This window comes from Clostridium sp. Marseille-Q7071 (assembly GCF_965112025.1).
Window position 1 is genome coordinate 1,552,973 of sequence record NZ_CBCOPR010000001.1, and the last position, 26,622, is coordinate 1,579,594.

General features: G+C 27.8%; 22 protein-coding genes. 15 read left to right on the forward strand and 7 right to left on the reverse strand.

Annotated elements, in window-relative coordinates; all coding sequences use genetic code 11:
• The first annotated feature begins 54 nt into the window (after window positions 1-54).
• From ACWPW7_RS07235 to ACWPW7_RS07245, 3 genes are all read left to right on the forward strand, one after another.
• Entirely contained in the window at window positions 55-414 is a 360-nt protein-coding gene (locus ACWPW7_RS07235) for a YtxH domain-containing protein (protein WP_039636575.1), read from the forward strand.
• 19 nt (window positions 415-433) lie between these two features.
• Window positions 434-769 carry a hypothetical protein gene (locus ACWPW7_RS07240; RefSeq protein WP_454052958.1) on the forward strand — a complete coding sequence of 112 codons (336 nt, stop codon included), beginning with the start codon at window positions 434-436 and terminating at the stop codon, window positions 767-769.
• An 864-nt stretch (window positions 770-1,633) separates the two neighbouring features.
• Window positions 1,634-2,494: a YitT family protein gene (locus tag ACWPW7_RS07245; RefSeq protein WP_454052959.1), complete on the forward strand. Its 861-nt coding sequence runs from the start codon at window positions 1,634-1,636 to the stop codon at window positions 2,492-2,494.
• A 373-nt stretch (window positions 2,495-2,867) separates the two neighbouring features.
• Here the strand turns inward: ACWPW7_RS07245 and ACWPW7_RS07250 are convergent, their stop codons facing one another.
• On the reverse strand, window positions 2,868-3,038 hold the full coding sequence (locus tag ACWPW7_RS07250) for a DUF362 domain-containing protein (RefSeq protein ID WP_039636582.1): 171 nt from the start codon (window positions 3,036-3,038) through the stop codon (window positions 2,868-2,870).
• Between the two features lie 466 nt (window positions 3,039-3,504).
• On the opposite strand from ACWPW7_RS07250, the gene ymfI reads away from it, so the two are divergent.
• The 5 genes from ymfI (at window position 3,505) to ACWPW7_RS07275 (ending at window position 8,508) form a co-directional block, all read left to right on the forward strand.
• Window positions 3,505-4,245, forward strand: coding sequence for an elongation factor P 5-aminopentanone reductase (gene ymfI / locus ACWPW7_RS07255; RefSeq protein ID WP_454052960.1), 741 nt, complete (start codon window positions 3,505-3,507; stop codon window positions 4,243-4,245).
• Between the two features lie 111 nt (window positions 4,246-4,356).
• Window positions 4,357-4,710, forward strand: a complete 354-nt coding sequence (locus ACWPW7_RS07260) for a hypothetical protein (RefSeq protein ID WP_454052961.1) — start codon at window positions 4,357-4,359, stop codon at window positions 4,708-4,710.
• A gap of 123 nt (window positions 4,711-4,833) precedes the next feature.
• A complete protein-coding gene (locus ACWPW7_RS07265; protein WP_454052962.1) occupies window positions 4,834-5,523 on the forward strand; it encodes a response regulator transcription factor in 690 nt (229 codons plus the stop codon).
• Between the two features lies 1 nt (window position 5,524).
• On the forward strand, window positions 5,525-6,907 hold the full coding sequence (locus ACWPW7_RS07270) for an ATP-binding protein (RefSeq protein WP_454052963.1): 1,383 nt from the start codon (window positions 5,525-5,527) through the stop codon (window positions 6,905-6,907).
• 26 nt (window positions 6,908-6,933) lie between these two features.
• A complete protein-coding gene (locus tag ACWPW7_RS07275; protein WP_454052964.1) occupies window positions 6,934-8,508 on the forward strand; it encodes a hypothetical protein in 1,575 nt (524 codons plus the stop codon).
• A 143-nt stretch (window positions 8,509-8,651) separates the two neighbouring features.
• Here the strand turns inward: ACWPW7_RS07275 and ACWPW7_RS07280 are convergent, their stop codons facing one another.
• Window positions 8,652-11,654 carry a vitamin B12-dependent ribonucleotide reductase gene (locus ACWPW7_RS07280; protein ID WP_454052965.1) on the reverse strand — a complete coding sequence of 1,001 codons (3,003 nt, stop codon included), beginning with the start codon at window positions 11,652-11,654 and terminating at the stop codon, window positions 8,652-8,654.
• 424 nt (window positions 11,655-12,078) lie between these two features.
• Here ACWPW7_RS07280 and ACWPW7_RS07285 point away from each other — a divergent pair, with 424 nt between their 5' ends.
• The 5 genes from ACWPW7_RS07285 to ACWPW7_RS07305 all read left to right on the forward strand — a co-directional run bounded on the left by ACWPW7_RS07285 (window position 12,079) and on the right by ACWPW7_RS07305 (window position 17,219).
• Window positions 12,079-12,585 carry a gamma carbonic anhydrase family protein gene (locus ACWPW7_RS07285; protein ID WP_454052966.1) on the forward strand — a complete coding sequence of 169 codons (507 nt, stop codon included), beginning with the start codon at window positions 12,079-12,081 and terminating at the stop codon, window positions 12,583-12,585.
• Window positions 12,586-12,850: 265 nt separating this feature from the next.
• Window positions 12,851-13,357, forward strand: coding sequence for a GAF domain-containing protein (locus tag ACWPW7_RS07290; RefSeq protein WP_454052967.1), 507 nt, complete (start codon window positions 12,851-12,853; stop codon window positions 13,355-13,357).
• 10 nt (window positions 13,358-13,367) lie between these two features.
• Entirely contained in the window at window positions 13,368-14,207 is an 840-nt protein-coding gene (locus ACWPW7_RS07295; protein WP_454052968.1) for a CvfB family protein, read from the forward strand.
• 238 nt (window positions 14,208-14,445) lie between these two features.
• Window positions 14,446-16,236 (forward strand): DUF2207 family protein, encoded by a 1,791-nt coding sequence (locus tag ACWPW7_RS07300; protein WP_454052969.1) that lies wholly within the window; start codon window positions 14,446-14,448, stop codon window positions 16,234-16,236.
• A 158-nt stretch (window positions 16,237-16,394) separates the two neighbouring features.
• Window positions 16,395-17,219 (forward strand): MBL fold metallo-hydrolase, encoded by an 825-nt coding sequence (locus ACWPW7_RS07305; protein WP_454052970.1) that lies wholly within the window; start codon window positions 16,395-16,397, stop codon window positions 17,217-17,219.
• Window positions 17,220-17,312: 93 nt separating this feature from the next.
• On the opposite strand, the gene ACWPW7_RS07310 is transcribed toward ACWPW7_RS07305, so the two are convergent.
• The 3 genes from ACWPW7_RS07310 to ACWPW7_RS07320 form a co-directional block, all read right to left on the reverse strand.
• A complete protein-coding gene (locus ACWPW7_RS07310; RefSeq protein WP_454052971.1) occupies window positions 17,313-19,961 on the reverse strand; it encodes a cation-translocating P-type ATPase in 2,649 nt (882 codons plus the stop codon).
• Window positions 19,962-20,567: 606 nt separating this feature from the next.
• Entirely contained in the window at window positions 20,568-21,104 is a 537-nt protein-coding gene (locus ACWPW7_RS07315) for a chromate transporter (protein ID WP_454052972.1), read from the reverse strand.
• Between the two features lie 3 nt (window positions 21,105-21,107).
• Window positions 21,108-21,641, reverse strand: a complete 534-nt coding sequence (locus tag ACWPW7_RS07320) for a chromate transporter (RefSeq protein ID WP_454052973.1) — start codon at window positions 21,639-21,641, stop codon at window positions 21,108-21,110.
• Between the two features lie 306 nt (window positions 21,642-21,947).
• On the opposite strand from ACWPW7_RS07320, the gene ACWPW7_RS07325 reads away from it, so the two are divergent.
• Window positions 21,948-22,370, forward strand: a complete 423-nt coding sequence (locus tag ACWPW7_RS07325; RefSeq protein ID WP_454052974.1) for a YaaR family protein — start codon at window positions 21,948-21,950, stop codon at window positions 22,368-22,370.
• Between the two features lie 157 nt (window positions 22,371-22,527).
• Here ACWPW7_RS07325 and ACWPW7_RS07330 read toward each other — a convergent pair whose 3' ends face one another.
• Together ACWPW7_RS07330 and ACWPW7_RS07335 are read right to left on the reverse strand one after the other, a co-directional pair.
• Entirely contained in the window at window positions 22,528-24,432 is a 1,905-nt protein-coding gene (locus tag ACWPW7_RS07330; RefSeq protein ID WP_454052975.1) for an NAD(+) synthase, read from the reverse strand.
• 86 nt (window positions 24,433-24,518) lie between these two features.
• Window positions 24,519-25,115, reverse strand: coding sequence for a flavin reductase family protein (locus ACWPW7_RS07335; protein WP_454052976.1), 597 nt, complete (start codon window positions 25,113-25,115; stop codon window positions 24,519-24,521).
• A gap of 662 nt (window positions 25,116-25,777) precedes the next feature.
• On the opposite strand from ACWPW7_RS07335, the gene ACWPW7_RS07340 reads away from it, so the two are divergent.
• Window positions 25,778-26,518, forward strand: a complete 741-nt coding sequence (locus ACWPW7_RS07340) for an AIR synthase related protein (protein ID WP_454052977.1) — start codon at window positions 25,778-25,780, stop codon at window positions 26,516-26,518.
• The last annotated feature ends 104 nt before the right edge of the window (window positions 26,519-26,622 follow it).

A 26,622-nucleotide genomic window follows, 5' to 3' on the forward strand; every position in this document is an offset into this window, starting at 1 on the left:
ATAAAACATTATTAATAAGGGTTGCAATGAAAGGATCATTAGGAGGGATATATAATGAGCTTAAAAGCTAAATTAGAACAAAAAAAGAAAGAAAGAATAAGAAAAGAAAGATTAAATACTGCTAAAAAACTTGCAGTTGGAACGGTTGCTGGTGTAGTTGGGGGATTAATGCTAGCACCTAAATCAGGAAAAGAAACAAGAGAAAATATAAAAGTAAAAGCTAAAGAAGTTAATGAAAATTTAAAAGTTAAAACTGTTGAAGTAAAGGAAAATGCACTTGAAGCTAAAGATAAAATATCTAAATATATAGCTGAAAAGAAAGTTTGTAAAAAGCCTTGTTGTGAAGAAACAACAGAATCTTGCGAGTGTAGTGAGGAAGTAGAAGAAGTAGCTGAAGAAAAAATAGAAGAATAATTTAAGCTAGGTGATATTAATGTATATTTCAGTTGAAAATTTATTTTTTGTAATACTTAGCTTATTAGGTGCTGTTGCTCTAGTTTTTCTTATAATATTTTTAAATAAAGCTATTAAATTTATAGGTAAAATAGATAGCGTTATTGGGAAAAATGAACACAATATAAATAAGCTGATGAGTTCTTTACCAGAAGCATCAGATAATGTGGTTACATTAACTGAGAATTTAAAGGATGTAAGTGAGGTAGTTACATCAACTACCGCAGATGTTATTGATACTAAAGAAAATATATCAGAATATCTTCAAATTGGTAAAGATGTATTTGCAATAATAAAAGATGTATTCTTAAAATAAAAATAGTAATATAGATATTATTTGAATATTTAAAAGTTACATTTTAAAGCTATGATAAATTTATGTAAATTCATAAACTTATCATAGTTTTTTACTTTTATGTGAAATTAGTACTTAAAGTATATATAGAGAGGTGATACCCCTAAATTAGATTTATTCGTTCATAAAAGTACGTTATTAAATTGTTTAAATTTACACTTATACAATTGAGAATTGACTATTGACAATGGACAATTATGGATACTTCTCTTTTACAAGAGAAGTTTTGGGTTTATCTCTTTTTAAAGTGACATAGTCACCTTTATTGAAAAGCCTATTTGAAGAAACTAATTTGCAAAATTAATTTCAACCATAATTGTCCATTCTCAATTCTCCATTGATTAAAGTTGTGAATTGGAATGCTCACTGGTGTAGTTATATTGAGTTATACATTAAATTTAAGATAAGTATGTTTATAAAGGTATATGAACAAAATTTAAAAAAATAAATTTTGCAAGAAAAATAAAAAAATATTTTAAATAATTAATAATTGGTGATAAAATTAAATATATGCAGATTAATTTTTATAAAAATTTAGTTAAAAATATAATCCTTAATTATAAAGCGTGAACTGTCCATTGAAAATTTAATAGTTCTGATTAAAATACTAAAAAGCATCAATTATTTTCACATATATTAATTTTAGAACTATTATATTCATAGGGTTATTAGGATTTTTTATGGATAAAATATATGTGAATGAAAGAAAAGAGATTATATAATATCTTAAAAATTTATTTATATAAGACTTTATAATTGCTTTCATCATATTTTAAATAGAAATATGATAAAAATTAGTATTAGAATTAAAAAGGGAGTAATAGTGTGAATAATAAGAAAAAGCTTTTAAAAGAATTTATATTTATAACAATTGGACTTATTTTTTTAGCTTCAGGACTATACTTTTTCTTAATGCAAAATAAAATAGCTGCTGGAGGAGTTTCGGGATTAGCTATTATTATTAATAACTATATACCTATGCTAAATGTGGGAATAATAATGCTTGGACTAGATGCAATATTATATATTATAGGCTTCATATTTATAGGGGCAAGTTTTGGGGTTAAATCTATATATTGCAGCTTAACTTTAGCTGGATTAATTTCCACTTTTGAAATCTTTATTCCTATGAAGGGACCAATAGCTAACGATATATTTTTAAATTTAGTTTTCGGGATATTAATAAGTGCCATTGGTATGGCAATAGTGTTTAATCAGAATGCTTCTACAGGTGGTACAGATATTATAGCTAAAATACTTAATAAATATTTACATATAGATATAGGCAAAGGATTATTGATTACTGATTTTATTATAACAGTTTTAGCAATAGCTGCTTTTGGTCCACTTATAGGTATGTATTCATTATTAGGAGTTATTATCAATGGGTTTACAATTGATTACGTTATAGGAGGCTTTAATGTAATTAAAAAAATAGAAATAGTAAGTGAAAAGGGACTAGAAATTCAAAGATTTATAATCGAAGATTTGGAAAGAGGAGCAACTTTATACGATGCGAAAGGAGCCTATACACTTGAGAAAAAAGAAATTATAACTACAGTTTTAGGAAAAAAAGAATTTTTAAGACTTAAGAATTTTATAAAGGAAATTGATCCAAAGGCATTTATTATAACATATCATGTTCATGAAATATTAGGCAATGGGTTTACAGATTTAAGAGAATAATAATATGTATATAGATGAACTACCTAAAGAAGTTATTGTATAAATAATAACTAAGCCATTAAATATTTTAATTCACAACTTTAATCAATGGAGAATTGAAAATGGACAATTGACAATTGTGGTGGAAATTAGTTTTAATCAAACTAATTTCTTTAATTGTCTTTTTACTAGCAATATATTGCTAGTCCTTTATAAGAAGTGACTACGTCACTTCAAAAAAGAAATCAATTGAAAACTTCTCTTATAAAAGAGAAGTATCAATAATTCTCCATCGTCCATTGTCAATTCTCAATTGTATAACATTATTCTAAAAATAAAAAACACAAGCTATTAATTTAGTTAATAGCTTGTACTTTTTATATTATATGTTCAATTATTCTTGAACTGGAGCTCCAACTGGGCAAACGCTAGCGCAAGCACCACACTCGATACAAGTGTTTGGATCTATAACATATAATCCGTCTCCAGCACTTATACAGTTAACTGGGCACTCAGATTCACAAGCTCCGCAGCTAATACAAGCATCAACTATTTTATAAGCCATAACAAAAACCCTCCCTTATTTCTAATTCAACAATATAATAACATAACTTTTAACAATAATAAAGTATTTATACAAATATTTTGAATTAAATCAAAACAAGAAGTAATATTAAGAAAATTAAGAATAATCTTAAGATATTAAATTTTATTTATTATAAACCTCAAAATATTAATATAACATATTTAAATAATTGATTTATATGGATTAAATAGAAAAAATTTCAGAAAACTATTTCAAAATTATATAGATTTATATATATTTATATAAAAAATAGATTTTAAATGTTAATAATGAATAGTAAAATTTGTAATGATAAGTTGTTAATTTATTAGCAATATAGGTAGTAATAAAGAGAAAAAAGTAATATTTTGAAGATTTTACTACATAGTTAAAGTAATCTAAAATTGAAAAGACTTAGCTAAGTGCTTTAAAATAGAAATTAATAATGTTGTAGGAGATGAAATGTATGAGCTTAAAAGGGAAGGTAGCCATAATAACGGGCGGAACTAGAGGAATAGGAAAAAGTATAGCTTTAGAATTGTCGAAAGAAGGTGCCAGTGTAATTTTAAACTATAAAAATGATGATGAGAGTGCAAAAAAAACTTTAGAGGAAATTAAATTAATAGGTGGATATGGCATATTAATAAAAGGTGATATTTCAGATTATAACTTTTGTAAGAGTTTAGTAACCAAAGTTATCGAAGACTTTGGTAAAATTGATATATTAGTTAATAATGCTGCTATCTCTAAAGTTGGGCTCTTTATAGATATGGATGAAAAAGATTATGATTCAATAATGAATACAAATATGAAGGCGATTTTTAATATGTGTAATCATGTGTGTAAATACATGATTACAAAGGAAAGTGGAAATATTATAAATATATCATCTATGTGGGGAAATGTTGGTGCATCCTGTGAAGTAATATATTCTGCTTCTAAAGGTGCAGTAAACTTATTTACTAGGGCATTAGCAAAAGAATTAGCACCTAGTAATATAAGAGTTAATGCCATAGCTCCAGGGATTATAAATACAGAAATGAATTCTTGGATGAGTGAAGAAGAATTAAATTCAATGGTGGATGAAATACCTTTAGGGAGATTAGGAGAAGGAGAAGATGTGGCAAAAGCAGTAGTTTTTCTAGCCAGTGATGGATCTAAATACATAACAGGACAAATTATAAATGTAGATGGTGCAATATTATAAGGTTTATTAAAATTTCATTAAACTTTTATGTGTAAAGAGAAAATATAAAAAAATTATATTATAATTAAATTAGTAGAAAGAGTTATTACTTAAAAAGGGGAAAAATACGACATGGATAATAAAAGTATATTATACACTGCATTAGCAGTAGTTTTAATTATTGTATTAGGGCCTAGTATTTTAAGTGTATTAGGTATTGTAATAAGTGGGATATTTACATTAGTTATGATTTTATTATTAGTTATAGTTTTAGCTGTGGCTTATTGGAGATATAAATTTAATAAATCGCAGAAGGAGTTTAATAAAAACTTTAAGGAAAAAGAGGGATATGCTAATAATAATCCACATAATACTACAAGTTCTCATACATCATATAGCAAGTCAAAGGATAACAATATAGATTATGGTAATTCTACTATTATTGATGTTGAATATGAGGATGCTAAAAAAGAGTCAGATAAATAGCAATAATAGACCACAGTTTTGTGGTCTTGTTTTTAATTTTTAAAATATTATACTATACATAGTTAAGAGAAAAAATAGTTTTATAATTGTTATGTTTTTACGATATTTAGGAGGTGCGATATAATGGCTAGAATTTTAATAGTTGAGGATGAAACTTCTATAAGAAAATTTCTTAAAATAAGTTTAAAGAGAGAGAACTTTGATGTTATAGAAGCAGCAAGTGGAGAGGATGGTATAAAGAAAGCAAGAGAAGAATCACCAGATGTAGTTATTCTAGATATAATGCTTCCGGGAATAGATGGATTTAAAGTCTGTGAAATATTAAAAAAAGAGTATGAAGAGTTAGGTATTATAATGTTAACTGCTCGAGGACAAGATACTGATAGAATAATGGGATTAGAATTTGGAGCAGATCATTATCTAGTAAAACCATTTAACCCTTTAGAACTAATTGCTATAATTAACTCACTACTTAGAAGAATTAAATATAGCAAAAAAAATCATGATGGCAACTATCTATATTCTAGTAATTTTAAAATAGATTTATATAGTAAAAAAATTTATAAAGATGATATAGAAATTGATTTAACACCTAAAGAATATATGCTTATGAAGATTTTTATGGAAAATCCTAATAAAGCCTTTAGTAGGGACGAGCTTTTAGATATGGTGTGGGGATATAATTATATAGGAGAAAATAAAATTATAGATGTTAATATAAGAAGAATAAGAAGTAAAATAGAAGATAATCCATCAGAACCTAAATTTATAGAAACTATTTGGGGAACAGGATATAGATGGAAGGAGAATTAAATTGGTATCTATTAAGAGAAGAATTTCAGGCAGTTATTTACTTATTATATTGTTAACTATAGTTATTGTTGAGGTAATAGTAATAACTGCAATCAAAAGTTATTATTACACAGGACTTAATGATACCTTAAAGAACCAAATAATTATTTCCAGTAATTTTTATAATACTCACCTTTCTTCTGAAGGAGTACGAGCTAATACAGCTCATGATGTAGATTTATTTTGGGAAAATACTAGTGCAGAAGTGCAAATTATTGATAAAAATGGTAAGGTACTAATGGATTCTTTAGGAGTAGATGTAGAAAATATTGATTTGCCAGAAAAATTAATGGATGTTATAGAAGGTAAAGAAAAAATAGTGGTAGAAAAATTAACTATTAATGGAGAGTCATCTATAAGTATGATTACTGCTCTTAATCATAATAATAAAATAGATGGTGCGCTTAGATTTATAGCATCTACTGCTGAAGTTGATAAAACTGTAACTAAAGCATCTAAATATGCACTATTAGTAGGATTATTTGTTATAATAGTTTCAAGTATTGTAAGTTTATTTATATCGAATAGTATTACTAAGCCACTAAAAAAAATAAGTTACGGTGCAGAAAAAATGGCAACAGGAGATTTTAGTGAAAAAATACCTAAGTTCTTTGATGATGAGCTTGGAAAATTAGCAGATACTCTTAATTATATGTCAGATGAAATTATGAAGAATGAAAAGCTTAAAAATGAGTTTATTGCTTCTGTATCTCATGAACTTAGAACGCCATTAACATCTATAAAGGGATGGTCAATTGTGCTGAAAGCTTCAGATTTTCAAGATGAAGAAGAAATAAAGGAAGGGTTAGATATAATAGAGCAGGAAGTAGATAGATTAACTCACTTAGTAGAGGATTTATTAGATTTCTCAAAGCTATTATCAGGAAAAATAACCCTTAAAAAAGAGAATACAAATTTAACAGCATTAATTTTAGCACTATCAAAGCAATTAGCACCAAGAGCTAAAAATGAAAATTTAATATTGAAGGTAAATGTTGATGAAAATTTGACTAATATAATTCTAGATAAAAATAGGATAAAACAAGTTCTTATAAATATTTTAGATAATGCTATTAAATTTACTTCCCCGGGAGGAGAAATTATTTTTAATACCAATGTTATAGAAAATAGTATTATAATGAGTATTAAAGATACAGGAATAGGTATTTCACAGGATGAGATATCTAAAGTTAAGGAAAAATTCTATAAAGGAAAAAATTCTAACTCTAGTAATGGTATAGGATTATCTGTTTGTGATGAAATTATCCAAATGCATAATGGAAGCTTAGATATAAAAAGCAAATTAGGCGAAGGAACAGAAGTTATAATAACCTTGCCATTGTAGATTGATAATGATTGAAGGAGGGGATCATGAAGAGGTTTTTTAAAATATTTATAGTAAGTTTAATTGCGTTAGCTTTAGTAGCTTGTAATTATAATGAATTTGTAGCAACTAATAAAATATCATCTCCTAAAATTGAGCCATCTATATTAGGAAAATGGAAGATTGAAACATATAAATATTTAAATACAGATGCACCAGAAGATGCTTCAATTAAATTATGGGTTAATAAAATGATTACATTTAATAAAGATATAATAATATCTCCAAGCGATACTTTTATTAATCCTAAATACAAGCTAAAAGTGGTAAATTCATTAGAATATATATATAACAAATATAATACTATTCCAGAAAATTTAGGAATAGAAGAAAAAGAAATTCAAGTAGTTACTATTGTATGCTCAAATAATTATTTTATAGAGCTTATATTATTGAATGAGGATAAAGCCATTCTTGAGAAGAATAGTACTTTGTATTATTTATCAAGGATAGGAAGCGATGATAAAGGTATTGTTAATAATCATGAACTTAATAGAGGAGTTACTGTAAGACCTAGTGAAGTAATAACCGCTAATAAATTTAAGAGATATCAAAGTGGTGTTATAATTGGACTTAAATCTTATGTAGAAGAAGAATATAATTATCCTTATGGGGATAAAGAAGAGAAGCCTAAAACTCCTGTTTATAGAACATTATGGATTAGTTATGATGGAAAAGTAAAAGAAATAAAAGAATTACCTTATATATTTTTAGCAAGAAAGAATGGATTTTGGAATGTTGATTCTAAACGGATAAAAGGTGACAATTATTTCTATGATTCAATTTCTGCAGCGCCTATAGGAAAGACTTCAAAAATAAAAACACCTTCACAGGATTTTATTAATAATAGCTCATTTTATACTGAAAAAAGTATAAATTTTATTTCAAATGATTATGTATCCTTAGATGTAAAAGGCGAAGGAAATAAAAAGGATGAAGCTGAGCCGTATCAGTATAGTCTTTTAAATACTATACCAATAGATACGATTTACTCTGGAGAGGATCGTGCTATAACTATTTCAGAGGCTATAGGTGATAAAGGAGTAGATGCTCTTAAAGTAGCAATTCAAGGAAGTACTAAAAATAAAGAAAGCAATAAAAAATTTGAATTAAAGGATGCAGAGCAGTTCAATAGTTTTGGACTTGTAAGAAAGAATGGAAAATGGGTAATGAAGGGACGAGTAAATTTTTCTAATGATAATTTATCTTATAATTATGGAGATTTTGAAATTCCTACACTGATGCCTGAAAGTTTATTAAAATATGATTCTATATTTGCACCTTGGTCTCAAATAAAACAATCAATACCACAGGCTAAAGATATATTTTCATCACCGAACAAAAATATGTCTATTGTAGTTACTGATGAAAGTCTACAAGTTTACCCTATAGCTGGAAATACATTAGAAGAAACTCCTATTAAGGAAATTAAACTAAAAGAAGATGAAACTGTTATAATGGCAGAATGGGCAACTGGTGAGTATGTAGATATGTGGGATGATCAAGTAACTAAATCACTGTCTTTAGAAAAGAAAGCAGAAGAACAAAAGAATGAAAAATAAATTAAAAGACCTATGCTATTGCATTAGGTCTTTTCCTGTTATTAAGGTAAATTATTTTCCTTAGCATGTTTAATTATAATTAAATAAAGAATAACATATCATATAAAGAACAAAAAGTCGTGACAAAGAGTCACGACTTTTTCTTAACTACATCCTGTAGTAGTACCACAATCTTGGCAAACTTTACAAGTACCATTCTTCACTAGTCTAGTGCTTGAGCAGTGAGAACAAACTTCAGAGTATATTCTTTCACCAGCAGTTAGTTTATCGTTAACTACTAAACTACTAGATATTTCACTTTGAGCACTAAAATAGTTTTTTTGGTTTATCATCATTATATCTTCACTATCAGGTTTTACTTGGCAACGAGAAAAATCTCCAAGTTCTATATCTATAACCTTGCTGATTAAATCAGAAATAGAGGTTACATGCTTAATGTATGGATGTTTCTGTACAAAGCCATAAGGTTCATATTTTTGACCTCTTAACATTCTAGCAATATCTTGTGCAGGTACATGATATTGAAGCATAACAGAAATTGACTTTGATAGTGAGTTTAATAATCCAGTAATGATCGTTCCTTCTCTATCTGTTGTTATATAGATTTCTGTTATTGCGCCTTGTTCATTTCTATTAACAGTAGTATATATTTTAACATCCTCTATCTGTGCAGGATGAGTAGTGCCAACTCTTATGCCTTCAGGTTTTTCACGAGTTGAGATATTAGAATTTTTTTGTAACTCTTTAGCTTTTTCTAATAATTGTGCATAAGTTAAATCCTCAAGAGTAAGCTTTCTTTCAGAGTTTAGAGTTGTATTTAATGGTTGACTAGCCTTACATCCATCTCTATATAGTGAAATTCCTTTAACTCCAAGTTTCCAAGAATTAATAACAACCTTCTTAAAATCACCTACTGTTGCATTCTTAGGTAAATTAACTGTTTTAGAAACAGCACCAGAAATCATAGGAGTTATGCTTGCCATCATAAGAACGTGCCCCATAGGTCCTATAAATCTATCTCCACTTCCACATTTGTTTGCAGTATCAAATATAGAAAGATGTTCTTCTCTAAGATGAGGTGCACCTTCAATTTTTCCATCTACGATTTTTTCATACTCTAGACCGTCTTCATCAACTATTTCTTTTCTTAGGATATAATCAATTATATCTTTGATTTCATTTTCTTTATAACCTAGATTTTCAAGAGAGGCTTCTATAACTGGATTTACAATAGTCATAAATCCACCACCAGATAGCTTTTTATATATAAAGTGAGAGAAATAAGGTTCAATAGAAGTGGCTCCACAATCCATTGCAAAGGATATAGTTCCTGTTGGTGCAATAACAGATACTTGAGCATTTCTATAACCATATACTTCTCCAAAGGATATAGCTTTAACCCAAAGCTCTTTTAAGGCTTTGCTTATATAATCTAATCCATTATTAGTCAATATTTCATGATTTATTTCTACAGGGGTATAGTCTAAATCTTCATATTCAGAATCTATAGCTTTAGCCACCCTTGCGTGATTTCTTATAACTCTTAACATATAATTCTTATTTATTTCATACTTCTCAAAAGCTCCTAAATCTTTAGCCATAAGTGCCGAAGTAACATAAGAGCTAGCAGTTAGTATACCTATAATACTAGCAGAAAAACTTCTAGCTTCGTCTGAATCATAGGGGTAACCCATCACCATAAGTAGTGAAGCTAAGTTAGAGATTCCAAGTCCAGTAGCTCTAAATAAATATGTTTTTCTAGCTATGTCTTCTGTAGGAAATTGTCCCCAATGTATAGAAGCTTCTAGGGCTAATTGTACAAGTCTTACTAAATGAATATAACCTTCTAAATCGAAAACTTTATTCTTAACATCATAAAATTTATATACATTTATTGATGCAAGATTACAGGAAGTGTCATCTAAGAAAGCATATTCTCCACAAGGATTTGTAGAGTTTATTCTATTATATTTTGCACCATATAAACCGTCTTCTCCAGCAGGACAAGTATGCCATGCGTTGAAAACATCATCAAACTGAGGTGCTGGATCTGCACATTTCCAAGCAGATAAATTGAAAGAATCCCATAATTCTTTAATTTTAACAGTTTTATTCACAGAATTATCCATTCTTCCTTCAAGTTCAATAGTTTCATCTTCATTTTCTGAAAGATTAATAACTTTTTTCATAAATTCATTACTTAGTCTAACAGAGTTATTTCCGTTTTGCCCTGATACAGTTTCATATGCTTCACCTTCAAAGTTTGCATCATATCCCATTTTACCAAGAGCTCTTACTTTATCTTCTTCTTTAGCTTTCCATTCTATAAACTCAAATATCTCTGGATGGTCAATATCTAAGGCAACCATTTTAGCAGCACGTCTTGTAGTACCACCGGATTTTATAGCACCAGCATTTCTATCAAGACCTTTTAAAAAACTCATAACTCCAGAAGAAATTCCTCCACCAGATAATTTTTCTCCTTTTGCTCTAATGGTAGAATAATTTGTACCTGTACCGGAACCACCTTTAAATAATTTAGTTTCTGTTACATATTGTTGAGAAATAGAATGCTCTCCAAGTAACTTATCTTCTATGGAAAGTATAAAACAGGCAGAAGCTTGAGTACGAGTATAAGCATCTTTACTTTTCACTACTTTAGCTTTTTTTTCATCATAGTAGAAAGTATCTAAACTGTCTGTATCTATATCATAGGCATGTTTTAAGCCTGTATTAAACCATTGTGGAGAATTAGGTGCATACATTTGATTTAAAAAGCAGTATGCAAGTTCATCATATAAAATTTCTTTTTCATCTTCATTATTTATAAGTCCTTCATCAACTAAAGCATCACACCAAAAGTTTACTATTCTATGAACTATCATCTTTAAGCTGTTTTCGTATCCAACTTCATTAGGTACTAATGCTTTTTTAAAATACTTAGAGGCAATTATATCACAAGCATTTTGTGAGTAATCTTTAGGAAACTCTAAATCTTTCATATCAACTAATACTGTATTAGTTTTATAGTCTTTTATAAAAACATCAACCTTTTTCCATTCAAATAAATCGTAAACTGTTAAATCCGTATTTTCCGTTAAGGCTTTTGTGTAATATCTTTTTAAAAATTTCTTAATATCGTCCATAATATAATGCTAGAAAATATATTCCTAGCATGGTCACCTCCTGTATTTAAAATCAACTAAGTCGAAATAACACTATATATAGTTATATAATAGCTTATATGCACTATATGTGGTATTATATACCAAGATTATAATTTAATCAATAAAAATTATTATATAAAAATAAGAGGAAATAATTGAAAGTTTCTGAAAATAGCTGTATCCCTTTATTCTTAACATACTAGCTTTTTTATATAATATTCACTAAAATGATTATATAAGGCATCTTCAAAAAAATAATAGACCAGTATATTAGCACATCTTTGATCTATTATTTTCTTTCAGATGCCTAAAGAATGTAAAAAATAATTATTAAAATATACTAGAATTATTTACTCAAAGATGTGTAATATTAAATTAAGAGAAAATATAAGGAGAGATAAATATGATTAAATCATTTAAGGGAATAAACCCTAATATACATGATAGTTGTTTTATAGCAGAAAATGCAGCTATTATAGGAAATGTAGAAATAGCAGAAAATTCAAATATATGGTATGGTACAGTTTTAAGAGGAGACATGGATTATTTAAAAGTAGGAAAGAATACAAATATACAAGATAATAGCACTGTACATAATGATTATAATACACCGACAAAAATAGGTGATAATGTTACTATAGGTCATAATAGTATTATTCACGGATGTAGTATTGGGAATAATGTTTTAATAGGAATGGGCTCTATTATACTTAATAATTCTGAAATAGGAGAAAATACTATTATAGGAGCAGGAAGTTTAGTAACTCAAGGCAAAAAAATACCATCAGGAGTACTATGCATGGGATCTCCAGCAAAAGTTGTAAGAGAACTAACAAAAGAAGAAATAGAACACATAAAAAAATCTGCAGAAGGATATGTTCAAATGGGAATGGAACACAAGCAGGGATAGTTAATTCACAATGCACATTTCACAATTCACAATTGCAGATAATTCTCAGCGTAGCATGAGAATTTTTCAATCTGAAATAATAAAATCTGAAATAATAAAAGATGTTTTTAATTTTAATGATATGTAATCTTTAGTTATAATAGCTGACTAAAACTTTAATTGAAGATTAGAATAAATTATCAATTTCTTAGCATTAGCTAAGAAATGTCCAGAATTGTGCATTGAGCATTGTGAATTGTGAATTGAAAAAGTAAGGGGGCGTAAAATGATAAAGTTAGATAGTATAAATAAAATGACAAATGAACAGAAATATAGATATATGCTAACTCTTTTAGAAGGTCAATTAAGCAGTGAAAGTGATGTTTTAGCAAATCTTTCAAATGCGTCTGCAATTATTTATGCTCTTGTAGATGAAATTAATTGGAGTGGATTTTACTTTACTAGAGGAGATGAATTAGTTTTAGGACCTTTTCAAGGTAGACCTGCTTGTAACAGAATAGCTTTTGGAAAAGGTGTTTGTGGAACAGCAGCAGAAAATAAAGAAATAAAAAGAATTGAAAATGTACATAACTTTCCAGGTCATATAGCTTGCGACTCTGCTTCTAATTCAGAAATTGTAATACCTATAATTAAAGATGAGATAGTTTATGGTGTTCTTGATATAGATAGTCCGATATTTAATAGATTTACTGAATTAGAAGAAAAGTACTTAGTTAAGTTTGTAGATAAGCTAAATGAATATATACATTGGGAAAAATTTTTGAAGAATTAGGAGATTATATATGATAAAAATTGGAGAAATAAATAAACTAAAAGTTGTAAGGATAGCGGAAATTGGATATTATTTAGATGGAAAAACTGATAATACTTCTGACGATATTTTATTACCAACAAAGAGTGCACTAGGCAATGAACTTCAGGTTGAAGATGAAGTAGAAGCTTTTATATATAGAGATTCTAAAGATAGAATCATTGCTACTATGAAAAATCCTTTAGCACAAATAGGAGAAATTGCTTATTTAGAGGTAGTAGATAATAGCAAAGTAGGTGCTTTTATAAGCATAGGACTTGAAAGGGATGTACTAGTACCTTTTAAGGAAATTAAATATAAGTTAGAAGTAGGAAAAAAATACTTGTTTTATCTATACTTAGATAAAACTAATCGTTTAGCAGCTACCACTAACATAGATAAATATCTTCATGACACAAATAGCTACAATATAGGAGAAGAGGTTGAGGGGACTATATATGGATTCCAAACTAATGAAACAGCTATGATAGCTTTAGAAAACATTTATAGGGGAGTAATACTTAAAAATGAGTATTATAATGATCTTGAAACAGGAGAAACCATTAAAGTTAGGGTGAAAAGATATTATGAAGAAGGTCAAGTTGGTGTAACCTCAAGAAAAAGTAGGTTAGTAGAAAAAGAAGATTTAGAAACTGTTATATTAGATTATTTAAAGAAAAATCATGGTTCAATGAAATTAAATGATAAATCATCACCAGAGGATATAAAAAGCACTTTTAATACAAGCAAAAATGCTTTTAAAAGAGCTCTAGGCGGACTTATGAAGAGAAACCTAATAACACAAGATGAGAGTGGAACAAAGCTAATATAGGCAAAATAATTAATAAAAATCATCATGTGTATCATGATGATTTTTTACTTCCTTGAAGTTTATGAAGAATTATTTATAGAGTATGAGAATCTAAATTTTTTACAAAAGATATAAAAGAGGAATTAAAAATGATTTATTGAAATTATATATAGTTAAGTTTTAGGAAAAATTTTTAAATTTTAAAGAAATCTAATCTAGTAAGTTAATTCTTTCTAGTAATATCAATTGAGGTGAGCAAATGAATTATAAAAAATTAACAATAAATTTATTTAAAGTTTTTAGCTTAATGTTAATATTTATGGTTTCAACCTCTATAGTTGTTTACGCCAATGACAAAGAGGTTAAAATTAATGAATTACATTCCACAGTTAATATTTTAAAGGATGGATCATTAAAGGTTGAAGAAACATTAATGATGGATTTCAGTGGAAAATTTAATGGGGCTTTTAAAGATATTTCTACAGAGGGAACAAATGGCATTAATGATTTAAAAGTTTTTCTTATAGAAGATGAGGTAGAAAAAGAATTTAAATATAGTAAAAAGGCTAAAAATGGAGATAGTTTTCTTTATGAAATAGCAGAAGAAAATAAAAATTTATTTAGGGTTAAATTATATATTCCATCAAAAAATGTAAAGAGAAAAATTAGGCTTAGTTATACATTATCTGACGTAACTACGTTATATAATGATGTTGGAGAGTTATATTATAATTTTTGGGATAAAGGTTATAAAAGTGAGATAGACAGCTTTAATGGAGTAATAGCGCTTCCTAAAGATGTATTAGAGAAAGATATTAATGCATTTTTTGATACAGGGGATGGATTTCCTACAGCTAAAATTGAAAATAATAAAATAATATTTGAAGCAACAGATATTAAAAAAGATATGTATCTCACTGGAAGAGTTTTATTTCCAAAAGATATTTTAATAAGCTCTACTAAAACTGAAAATAAAGATGGATTAGCAGAAATACTACAAAAAGAAGAAAGAAAAAGATTAGACTATGAAAAGAAAGTGGAAACTAATAAAAAGATTAAAAAAGGTGTTGATTTTCTAGTTTATATATTTCTAATTATAGGATTAACGCTTATTATTTTTTATATGAAAATTACAAAAAGAATCATAAAAACCGAAAATCTTAATGAATTTCCAGAAAAATGTAGTCCAGCTATACTGTCAAGATTGTATAATGGAACAGTTACAACTAAAGAGTTTATAACTACCTTATTAGATTTGAATAGAAGAGGATTTATAGAGTTAGAGGACAATACAGTAGGAAAAAACGAGGATTATAAAATAATAGTCTTAGATAAGCCATATGAGAAGCTTTTAGCTCATGAACAGTACCTAATAGATTGGTTGATAGATATAAGTAATTATAATAATGAAATAACTATGAAAGAGATAGAAAGAATGGCCAAAGATAAAGAAAAAGGGATTAATTTTACGGCAAGCTACCTTAAATGGGTAAAAAAAGTAAATGATTTAGTGAAAGATAATAATTATTTTGATAAAAGCAATAGAAAATATGGAGTTTTATATATAACTTTATCTGTTATTGCGTTTATTATATCAATCATATCCTTAATTAATGGAAATATTATAGCCATATTATCACTTATAATTAGTGTAATTATATTTATACTAGGAATAGGTCTAATAATAAGATTAAGCGATTACGGATATAGTGAAAAAATGAAATGGAAAAAAGTAAAAACAAGCTTTGAAGATAAAGACTTAGGTTCAATGGCTATGATGTATCCTTTAGATGAATACCTACCTTATATGATAACTTTAAATGTTAGCAGAAAAAGACTTGAAGAGTTCAGAAAATTTGCATTGACTTCATCAATATATGCTACTAATATATGGCTTATAAATTATCTTAATTTTGATAATTTTACAACCACAAATTCATTTATATACTATGGATCTTATGGTGCCTTTTCCAGTACAGTAGATTATGACGGAGGTAGTTCCGCCGGAGGTGGCGGTGGCTGTAGTGGCGGCGGAGCAGGCGGATTTTAATAATGAAAAATTAAAAATAAGATAAAAATCAATTTTGCTAATCAATTTTTTATAAGAATAAATAGCTATATTATAAGAATTAATCGTTATAATCCATATCTAGATAAAATATAATATATTAAATTGTAAAGAATTTTAATATGAAGAGGAGATAAAATATGAAGGTTACAGCATTATTAGAAAACAAGTCACTATCTTCACAATATGATAGTAAACATGGATTATGTATACACATAAAGACTGAAAAGCATAATATATTATTTGATGTTGGACCTAATAATTTATTTATAAAAAATGCTATAAAATTAAATATAGATATTTCGGAAGTAGATATTGTTGTAATATCACATGGACATAAAGATCATGGTGGAGGACTAAAAGAATTTTTAAAAGTAAATAATAAGGCAAAAATTTATATTCATAAAAATGCCTTTGATAAGTACTATAGTAATGTTTTAGGATTGTTTAAATATTATATAGGTTTAGATAGAACTCTAAGAGAAAGTGATAGGATTATCTTAGTTGACGATTTTTATAAAATAGATGATGAGCTTATTATTTTTAGCAAAATAAGCTCAAATAAGATGCTGCCAACATCAAATAAAAATTTATATGTAAAAGAAGGGAATTTGTTTGTTCATGATAAATTTAATCATGAGCAAAATCTTATAATTACATCTGGTAATAAGAGCTATCTTTTTGCAGGCTGTGCTCATCGTGGAATAGTCAATATATTAGAAGAGGCTGAAGATATTACTAAGAAAAACATAGATTTTGTTATTGGAGGTTTTCATTTGTTTAATCCTATATTTAGTAAATGTGTAAATGTAAAATTGATAAATGACATTGGGAAATATTTAAGTGGGAAGAAATCAATATATTATACATGTCACTGTACTGGGGAAAAGGCATATGAACAATTAAAAGGCATATTGCATGATCAGATTAATTACTTATGCTCTGGTCAGGCGATTTCAATATAATTTAAAGTGGAATTAATAAGTCTTAAAAATAAATAATATTATGAAGTACGTTGATAAACGTAATAAGGAAGCCTAGTTCTAGGCTTCCTTATATTATCTCATTCTTAGTCTTTTTATTAATTTAGCAATTTCATTAAATACTAATGGCACTAAACTTAGTAGAAATACGAATTCCCAATCATTAATTGTAAGCTTATATACTCCAAATAAATTTGCTATTGGAGTAACGGATATTACTATTAATTGAAGTAAAAATCCTAGTATTATAGCACCAATTAAATACATATTTGAAAATAATCCTATTTGGAATATAGATTTAGTTTCGTTCCTCATATTTAATGAGTGAATTAATTGGGTTCCACTTAAAACTGTAAAAGCTAGAGTTTGAGCATGGATTAAAACCTGCTTAGGCATAGCTAATAATGAAACATCTGCACCACCATAAGTTCTAGCGCCATAAACGAAAGCAATTAAGGTTAAGGAACCTATTAGGATTCCGTTAGCTACTAAGCTTAAAGTTGATCCTTTAAATATACTTGATTTAGGATTACGAGGTTTTTTATTCATTACATCTTTATCACCTGGGTCCATACCTAATGCTAATGCAGGGAAAGTATCTGTAATTAAGTTGACCCATAATATATGAGTTGCATTAAGTGGAGTAGCCCATCCTAAAAGTATGGCAAAGAATAGGGAAACAATTTCTCCTGCATTACAAGAAATTAAAAATACTACAGACTTTTTGATATTATTAAATATATTTCTACCTTCTTTTATAGCAGAGACTATGGTAGAGAAGTTATCGTCTGTTAATATCATATCAGAAGCACCTTTAGCCACATCTGTTCCTGTAATACCCATTGCAACTCCTATGTCAGCAGCTTTTAATGAAGGAGCATCATTAACACCGTCACCGGTCATAGATACTATATTTCCTTTTGACTTAAAAGCTTTAACGATTTTAACCTTATGTTCAGGTGAAACTCTTGCAAATACTCGTAAGCTATCTATTTTATTAGACAATTCTTCATCAGGTAATTTATCAAGGTCAGCGCCTGAAATAACTTCAGTGATGTCATTTACAATTTCTAATTCTTTTGCTATAGCAAAAGCAGTATTTTTATGATCACCGGTAATCATTATAGTTTTTATGCCAGACTTTTTACATAGAGCAATAGAATCTTTAACTTCAAGTCTAGGAGGGTCTATCATACCAACTAAACCTACGAAAGTTAAATCATTTTCTAGGTTATTGATTTCAACATTAGTTGAAGGGATAATTTTATAAGCACAACCTAAAACCCTGAGTGCATCATCAGACATATCATAAGCTGATTTTAAGAAAGCATCTTTTAATTCTTCAGTTAAAGGTATTATTTCATTATTTATATAAGCATTAGTACAGATATTTAATAAGTTGTCTGTTGCACCCTTAGTCATAACGTAATATTTATTATCGTATTTGTTTACAGTGGTCATTAATTTTCTATCAGAATCAAAAGGAACTTCATCCATTCTTTTATGTGAAGATTCTAGATCTTCTTTATAGATATTGAACATATTTCCTGCTTCTAACAATGCTATCTCAGTTGGGTCACCAGTTTTTGAATTTTCTCTAGCTGTAGCATCGTTACAAAGTACCATATTTTCTATTAACAACTTGTGTATAGGATTATTTATATTTAATTTATCTATATCATCTAAGATATTATCAGAATAAAATTTTACTACTGTCATTTTATTTTGAGTTAATGTACCAGTTTTATCTGAGCAAATTATATTTACTGATCCTAAGGTTTCAACTGAAGGAAGTTTTCTAATTATAGCATTTTGTTTTATCATTTTTTGAACACCAATAGCAAGCACTATTGTAACTATGGCAGCGAGACCTTCAGGAATTGCTGCTACCGCTAGGCTTATAGAGGTCATAAACATTTCCAGTTTATCCCTACCTTGAAGTAAGCCTATTACAAACATAGCTATACATACACCTATAGCTAAAAATCCTAAAATTTTTCCTAACTCTTCAAGTTTCTTTTGAAGTGGAGTTTGTTCATTTTCACTTTCATCGAGCATTTTTGCTATTTTACCGATTTCAGTGTTCATTCCTGTACCAACGGCTATGCCTATTCCTCTACCATAAGTAGCTAAAGTAGACATGAATGCCATATTTTTTTGATCACCCAAAGAAATATCATCACTAGTTATTAAAATATTTGCATCTTTATCAACAGGAACAGATTCTCCTGTAAGGGCAGATTCCTCGATTTTAAGATTTGCACTTTCAATTAATCTTAAATCACAGGGAATATATCTTCCAGCATCTATAATAATTACATCTCCTGGAACAACCTCCTCAGAAGGTATTTCGTTAAGTTCACCATCCCTTTTAACTATAGCTTTGGGCGTAGAAAGTTGCTTTAGTGCATCTAGTGCTTTTTCAGCTTTGGCTTCTTGAACCATTCCTACTATCGCATTAATTAGTATAACAACTCCAATGATGATAGTATCACTAACTTCTCCTACAACAGCAGATAGTATTGCAGCGGCAATTAATATATAAATTAAGATATCTTGAAGTTGAGAAAAAAACATTTGAATTTTAGTTCTAGGTTTTTTTGTTGCAAATTTATTTAGCCCAAACTGCTTTTTTTTCTCTTCAACTTCTTTGGACGTCAGGCCAGTAATGCTATTGGTTTGAAATTCTTTTAAGACTTCTTCTGAACTTTTGCTAAACCACATTAAAAATCACCTCTAAAATATATTATCCACAAAATATACAAAAATTATTATTGCGGAAGATAATGATAAAAATTGAAATAACTGTTATTACAGAAAATATTATAACATAATATGGTTTTAAATACAATATATAATTGAAAAAAATGTAAATGTTGTTATTTATTTTAAAATACTCTTTAATCCTATAGATTATATATATTAGGATTAAAGAGTATTGAGGCATCTTCAAAAAATACCTAGTTAGTATACTCATCTATTTTGCATCTTTAACTAGCTATTTTCTTTCAGATGCCTTAAATTAATCTATGATATAAAATAAACAATTATTCAAAAATGACTTCAATATAGAGATTTAATATAAAAGTTTAAAATGTACTATGGAAAATAAATTTTTTATAAAAATAGCTTAAATCCTTAGAAATTAAGAATTAATAGTTAAGAATGAAGAATTTAGGATGAAGAATTTAGGATGAAATTCACCTTTAGTGAATTGCTTAAAATAAAATTTATTTAAAAAACTCCAAAGCTTCGGCTGTGGAGTTTTAACCATAATTCTTCATTATTCATTCTTAATTTGCATTCATGGTAAAAATTTTATTATGGAAATTAAAATGGTAGTATCCCATAGAATACTATTCCTAAAATTCCTGAAATAACTATTATTAATATTGGATGAATTTTAGTTTTTATTAGCATTAATCCAATTATAAAGGCTATAATTATACTTTTAAGGTCTATGTAAGAAGTACGTCCAAGAGATAAGAATACAGAAATTATTAAGCCTATAAGTGCAGGTCTCATCCCTAAAAGAGCAGAGGTCAATAAATCTGACTCCTTAAATTTTTGAAAGAAGAAATAAGCTAATGTTACTAAAATAAAGGAAGTAGTTATAACACCTAGAGTAGCAACTATACTTCCTAAAACACCATATACTCTATATCCTACAAAAGTGGCAGAATTTATAGCCACTGGGCCTGGTGTCATTTGAGAAATTCCAATTATATCTATAAATTCAGTGTAACTAATCCAACTATTGTTTGTTACTATTTCTTTTTCAATTAAGGATAACATTGCGTAACCACCACCAAATCCAAAGGTGCCAATCTTTAGAAATGCTAAGTATAATTTAAAAAGTATATGCAATTGTTACACCTTCTTTCTATTTGCAATAATACCATAAATTGCTGATAGTAATATAATTATTACAGGGTTTACATTAAATATAGTAATTGCAAGTATTGTTATAATTATTATTACGATATTTATATAATTTTTATTAAGGGATTTACTAAGGCTTATTACTGCCACTAGAATTAATAAAGGTACTGCAGCATTAATTCCTTTAAATATCAATTCAACAGTGTAGAGATTTCTAAATTTTGCAAAGAACATAGCAATTAGAAGTATTATAAAAAAGGAGGGGAGGGTTACACCAAGTAAGCCTAAAATAGCTCCAGGAAAATTACTTATTTTATAACCTATAAATGTACAACTATTTATGGCTAAAGCACCTGGAAAAGTTTGAGAGATAACGATTATATCTAAAAATTCTTCTTTAGTAAGCCATTTGTGTTTATCTACTACTTCCTTTTCAATTAGAGGAATCATTGCATATCCACCACCGAAAGTAAAGCTTCCAATTTTGAAAAAAGTAATAAACATTTGCAGAAGTTTTTTCATATTATTATCACCACACTTTTAGAATATTTTAGTATATAAAAATATAAATTTTATTTAATGAAAGCAATCTAAATTAAAATCATTATCTTTGTAAACTTACAATAATGAATATTTAATATTTGCAAATTAATAATAAAAAATTCGTAATTTAAGAACTGTGGCTTTATTATACTTTTTTCATTATACTCTTACTATTCTTAATAATCAAACAAATTGAAATTAGCCTTAAAGAATGTAGTATTATTACGATATAATTATTATAGAGAGTAAAGCCTATTCAAAAAATAGTCATTAGGAGGTATTTAAATGGAAATATCTAAATTAAGAGGAACGACTCCAATAAAGACAGAAGGGGTTACTATAAATAAACATAATGACTTTTCTAGAAATTTTAATTTTGCGCGTCAAAAAAAGTCAGAAGAACAATTAAAGCAGATGTTAAAAAATATAAAATCTAAGGGAAGCAAATTAGTGGTAACCAAATGTTATGCTGATGTTAGAGCTTATAAGAGAGAAATAAAAGAATATTTAGAATCTGTACTTGCTTTTATGTATTCCGTTAAAAAAGATATAAGCTTTTGGCAAACTCAATATTTTATTACTGTAGAAACTGTAGATAAAAAACTAGAAGAACTTACAGAAATGTTATTAAGTGAAGAAAAAGAAACCTTGAATATAGCAAGTACTATCGATGAAATAACAGGACTTATTGTAGACGTATATAAATAAAATGAAATGAAAAATTACTAAATAAATTTTTATGTTAAAGAAATAATTTTATTGCTTTAAAAACACATTATAAGTATTAATTCATCAAAAATTAAAATTTATCTTAACTTCTCATTCTTAATTTTAAAAAGTCGTGACATTTAGCCACGACTTTTTGTTATATCCAAGAGTTATAGCTTGCATCTGAAGGCATCCTTAGATCTCCTCTAGGAGAAAGACTTATGGAACCTACCTTAGGACCATCAGGCAAACAAGAACGTTTAAATTGTTGAGTAAAGAATCGTCTTAAGAAAGTATTTAACCATTTCTCAATTTCCTCATTAGAATAAATTTCTTTAAAGGCAGCTTTAGCTAAAAATAATAATTTTTCAGGAGTTGCTCCTTCTTTTATAAAATGGTATAAGAAGAAATCATGAAGCTCATAAGGACCTACTATGTCTTCAGTCTTTTGCGCAATGTTACCTTCTTTATCTTTAGGGAGAAGTTCTGGACTAACAGGTGTATCTAATATATCTATTAAAATTTCAGAAACCTCACCACTTAATTCTTTTTCTGCTACATAGTGTACTAGATATCTAACTAAAGTTTTAGGTATAGAACAGTTTACAGAATACATAGACATGTGATCACCATTATAAGTAGCCCATCCTAATGCAAGCTCAGATAAATCACCTGTACCTATTAAAAGACCATTTTCTTTATTTGCTATATCCATTAATATTTGAGTTCTTTCTCTTGCTTGAACATTTTCATAGGTTACATCATGTTTATCTACATCATGACCAATATCCTTAAAATGTTGAAGGCAAGCATCTACTATATTGATTTCTCTAGTTTGTGTATTTAGATGCTTACAGAGATTTATAGCATTATTATAAGTTCTATCAGTAGTACCGAAGCCAGGCATTGTAATAGTTAGTACATTTTTTCTATCAATGCCTAGCATATCAAAGGTTTTAACAATTACAAGCAATGCTAAAGTAGAGTCAAGTCCTCCAGAAATACCAATAACTGCTTTTTTTAATTTTGTATAAGAAAATCTTTTAGCTAGAGCAGCAGCTTGAATATTAAAAATTTCTTTACATCTTTTTTCTCTTTCAATTTCATCCTTTGGCACAAATGGATGTTTATCAATATAACGGTTGAAGTTTATAATTTCTTTGCTTTTAAATTCAAATTCTATAATTTCTGCATCATATGGGCAAAAGTGAATACTATCTCTAAAACTTACATTTTTTAAACGCTCACTTTTTAATTTATCCACATCTATAATTGATGCAATAATTTCATTATGTCTTTGAAATCTTTCATTTTCACAAAGTGTACTACCATTTTCGCATATCATTAAATGACCACTAAACAATAAATCAGTACTTGATTCAAAAACACCTGATGAAGAATAAATATATGCACTCATACATCTTGCACTTTGATTTGAAATTAAATTTCTTCTATACTCTGCTTTACTTACAAGTTCATTTGAAGAAGATAAATTACATATTATGTTTGCACCTAAAAGGCTTAAATAGCTACTAGGAGGTATGGTAACCCATAAATCTTCGCAGATTTCAAAACCTATTTTTGTATCACCACAAGTAAAAATAAGGTTTGTTCCAAAAGGAATGTTTTCACTAAAGCTTAAAGATATTTTTTCGTTAGTTAAATTTAAACCACTATTAAACCATCTTTTTTCATAGAACTCTGAATAATTAGGTAGATAACTTTTAGGAACTATACCTAGTATTTCACCATTAAGTATTATAACTGCACTATTATATAACAAATTTTTATGCTCTATTGGTGCACCTACAGCAATCAATATATCTTTATGTCTAGAAAATTCGCAAAGGTCTTTTAAAGCTTCTTCGCTTTTATCTAATAGTTGTCTTTGGTAAAATAGATCTCCACAGGTATAAGAGGTAATAGAGAGCTCAGGAAACACTACAAGTTTACAATTCTTTTCTATAGCTTCCTCAATACAATTTTTTATATTTTCTACATTGAAATTTACATCTGCTACATTAGTGATAGGGCAAGCAGATGCAACTTTTAGAAATTCCATAGGATTTCACTACCTTTCATAGTATTTAGGCATTTAAAAATAACTATTCAAAAATTCTAAGCAGTCATTTTTAAAGATGCCTTAATTTATCTTTTAATTTTTTTCTTCTTCATAGTTTTCTTCTTCATTACAGAATAGCCAAAGGAACCTAAAGCTTTAGGATTTAATGCAAAATATTCTCCATGACAATAGGAAATGAGATCTGCCTTTTCAAAATGAATTTTACCTTTTTCGTCAATTAAATCACTATTTACATGTGAACAGACTATTTCAGCTAAAAATAAATCATGAGTACCTAAAGAGGTGATACTTTTAACTCTACATTCAAGAGAAATAGGGCAGTCTTCTATCAATGAGGCAGAAATATTTTCGCATTTTGTCATTGAAAAGTTCATTTCTTTAATTTTATCAATAGTTCTACCTGAACGAACTCCACAAAAATCCACTTCCTTAACTAAATTTTTAGAAGGAAGATTAACTACAAATTCCATGGTTTCTTTTATGTACTCGTAGGATAATCTTTCAGGTCTAATTGCCACTGTAATCATAGGAGGTTTAGTACAAGCTGTTCCAATCCAACCTACTGTAAAAACATTATCTTTACCTTCATTATTCTTACAACTAATTAGTACCACTGGCACTGGATTAAGCATAGCACTTCCTTTAAACATAACTTTTTCCATTAACAGTTCACTTCTCTTTCTGTATATAAAATCTTTTATTTTATAAAATTATCTTTAGTATTACACAGTAGGGGGATATGAATTTACATATAGATAAAGTATCTTAAAAACTAATATATAGCTAATATAGCTACGTTATTAGACAATTCAATTCACAATTCACAATGCAAAATTCACAATTGTGGAAATTTCTCAGTAAAACTGAGAAATTTAGAATAGATTCTCTAAATATATTATTGAGAAAATCTATAATTCATATTCGATTATATCAAATAAGGCATCTGAAAGAAAATAATAAACCAAAGATGTTAGTATATTTTAGGCATATGAAAGAAAATATCTAGTTAAAGATGTGAAATATATTTTGCATCAAAAAAGGAGACAGGTTCTGATCATAGTGAAGCTATGTGAGGGTTCTGACAACACAGTGTGATGGAAAATAGGCTAACATACTGGGCTATTATTTTTTTGAAAATTCCTAAAACATTAGTATAAACTAAATAAGAATATGGTATTATAAATAAAAATTAAATATAATTAATTTTATTTGATAACATTAATATGCAATATTAAAAACACTTTAAAACTATATGGAATAGATCTGATGTATAATTAAAGTTGGAAAAAGTATAAGAAACAGTAACATAAGGAGGAAAATCTACATGAAGATAAATAAAATAAGAGATTTAGTATTAGTAGATATAGATGAAAATAAATCTATGGTAATTGCTTGTGATAGCTGTGGAAGTATAGGAGACAAGCCACAGGATGCATTAAAGGTTCCACCTTTTATAACAGGGAAATATACAGTTAGAGTAGGGCTTCTAGAAGTATTATGTAGTGGTGCAGAAGTAGTTACTGTTATTGATAATGTTTGTGCGGAAATGAAACCTACAGGAGAAGAAATAATAAAGGGAATTAAAAGTGAATTAGAATTGGCGGATATTAGCAATGTTGCCCTTAGTGGAAGTACAGAAGAAAATTTCCCTTGTGTTTCTACAGGATTAGGAATGACTATAATTGGAATCGGGGAAAAGTCTAAACTTAGAGTAAATAATATAAAAGATGATGTTATAATTTATTCTATAGGAATACCTAAAGTTGGAGAAGAGATAAGCTATGAATATGATGAAGATATTTTTCAATATGATGTTCTTTCCTATTTAAAAGAATTAAAAGAAGTTAAGGAAATCGTTCCTGTAGGATCTAAAGGGATATTATATGAAGCAGAAGAACTAGCTAAAAATAATGGTATGCAGTTTATCTTGGAAGAAAATCCCAATATAGATGTAAATAGAAGTTGTGGTCCTGCAACGGTGGCTATAATAGCTTTTGATAAAAATATTGAAGAGAGAATAAAAGCTATTAAGAATTCACATAAAATTGGAATTATAAAAAATTAACTCTGTAACATAAGTTACATACCAAAAACATTTAAGTTGATATAATTTAATCATAGATTGAAATTAAATTAACACACTATAGTAGTTAAGTGATCTTAAAAAAG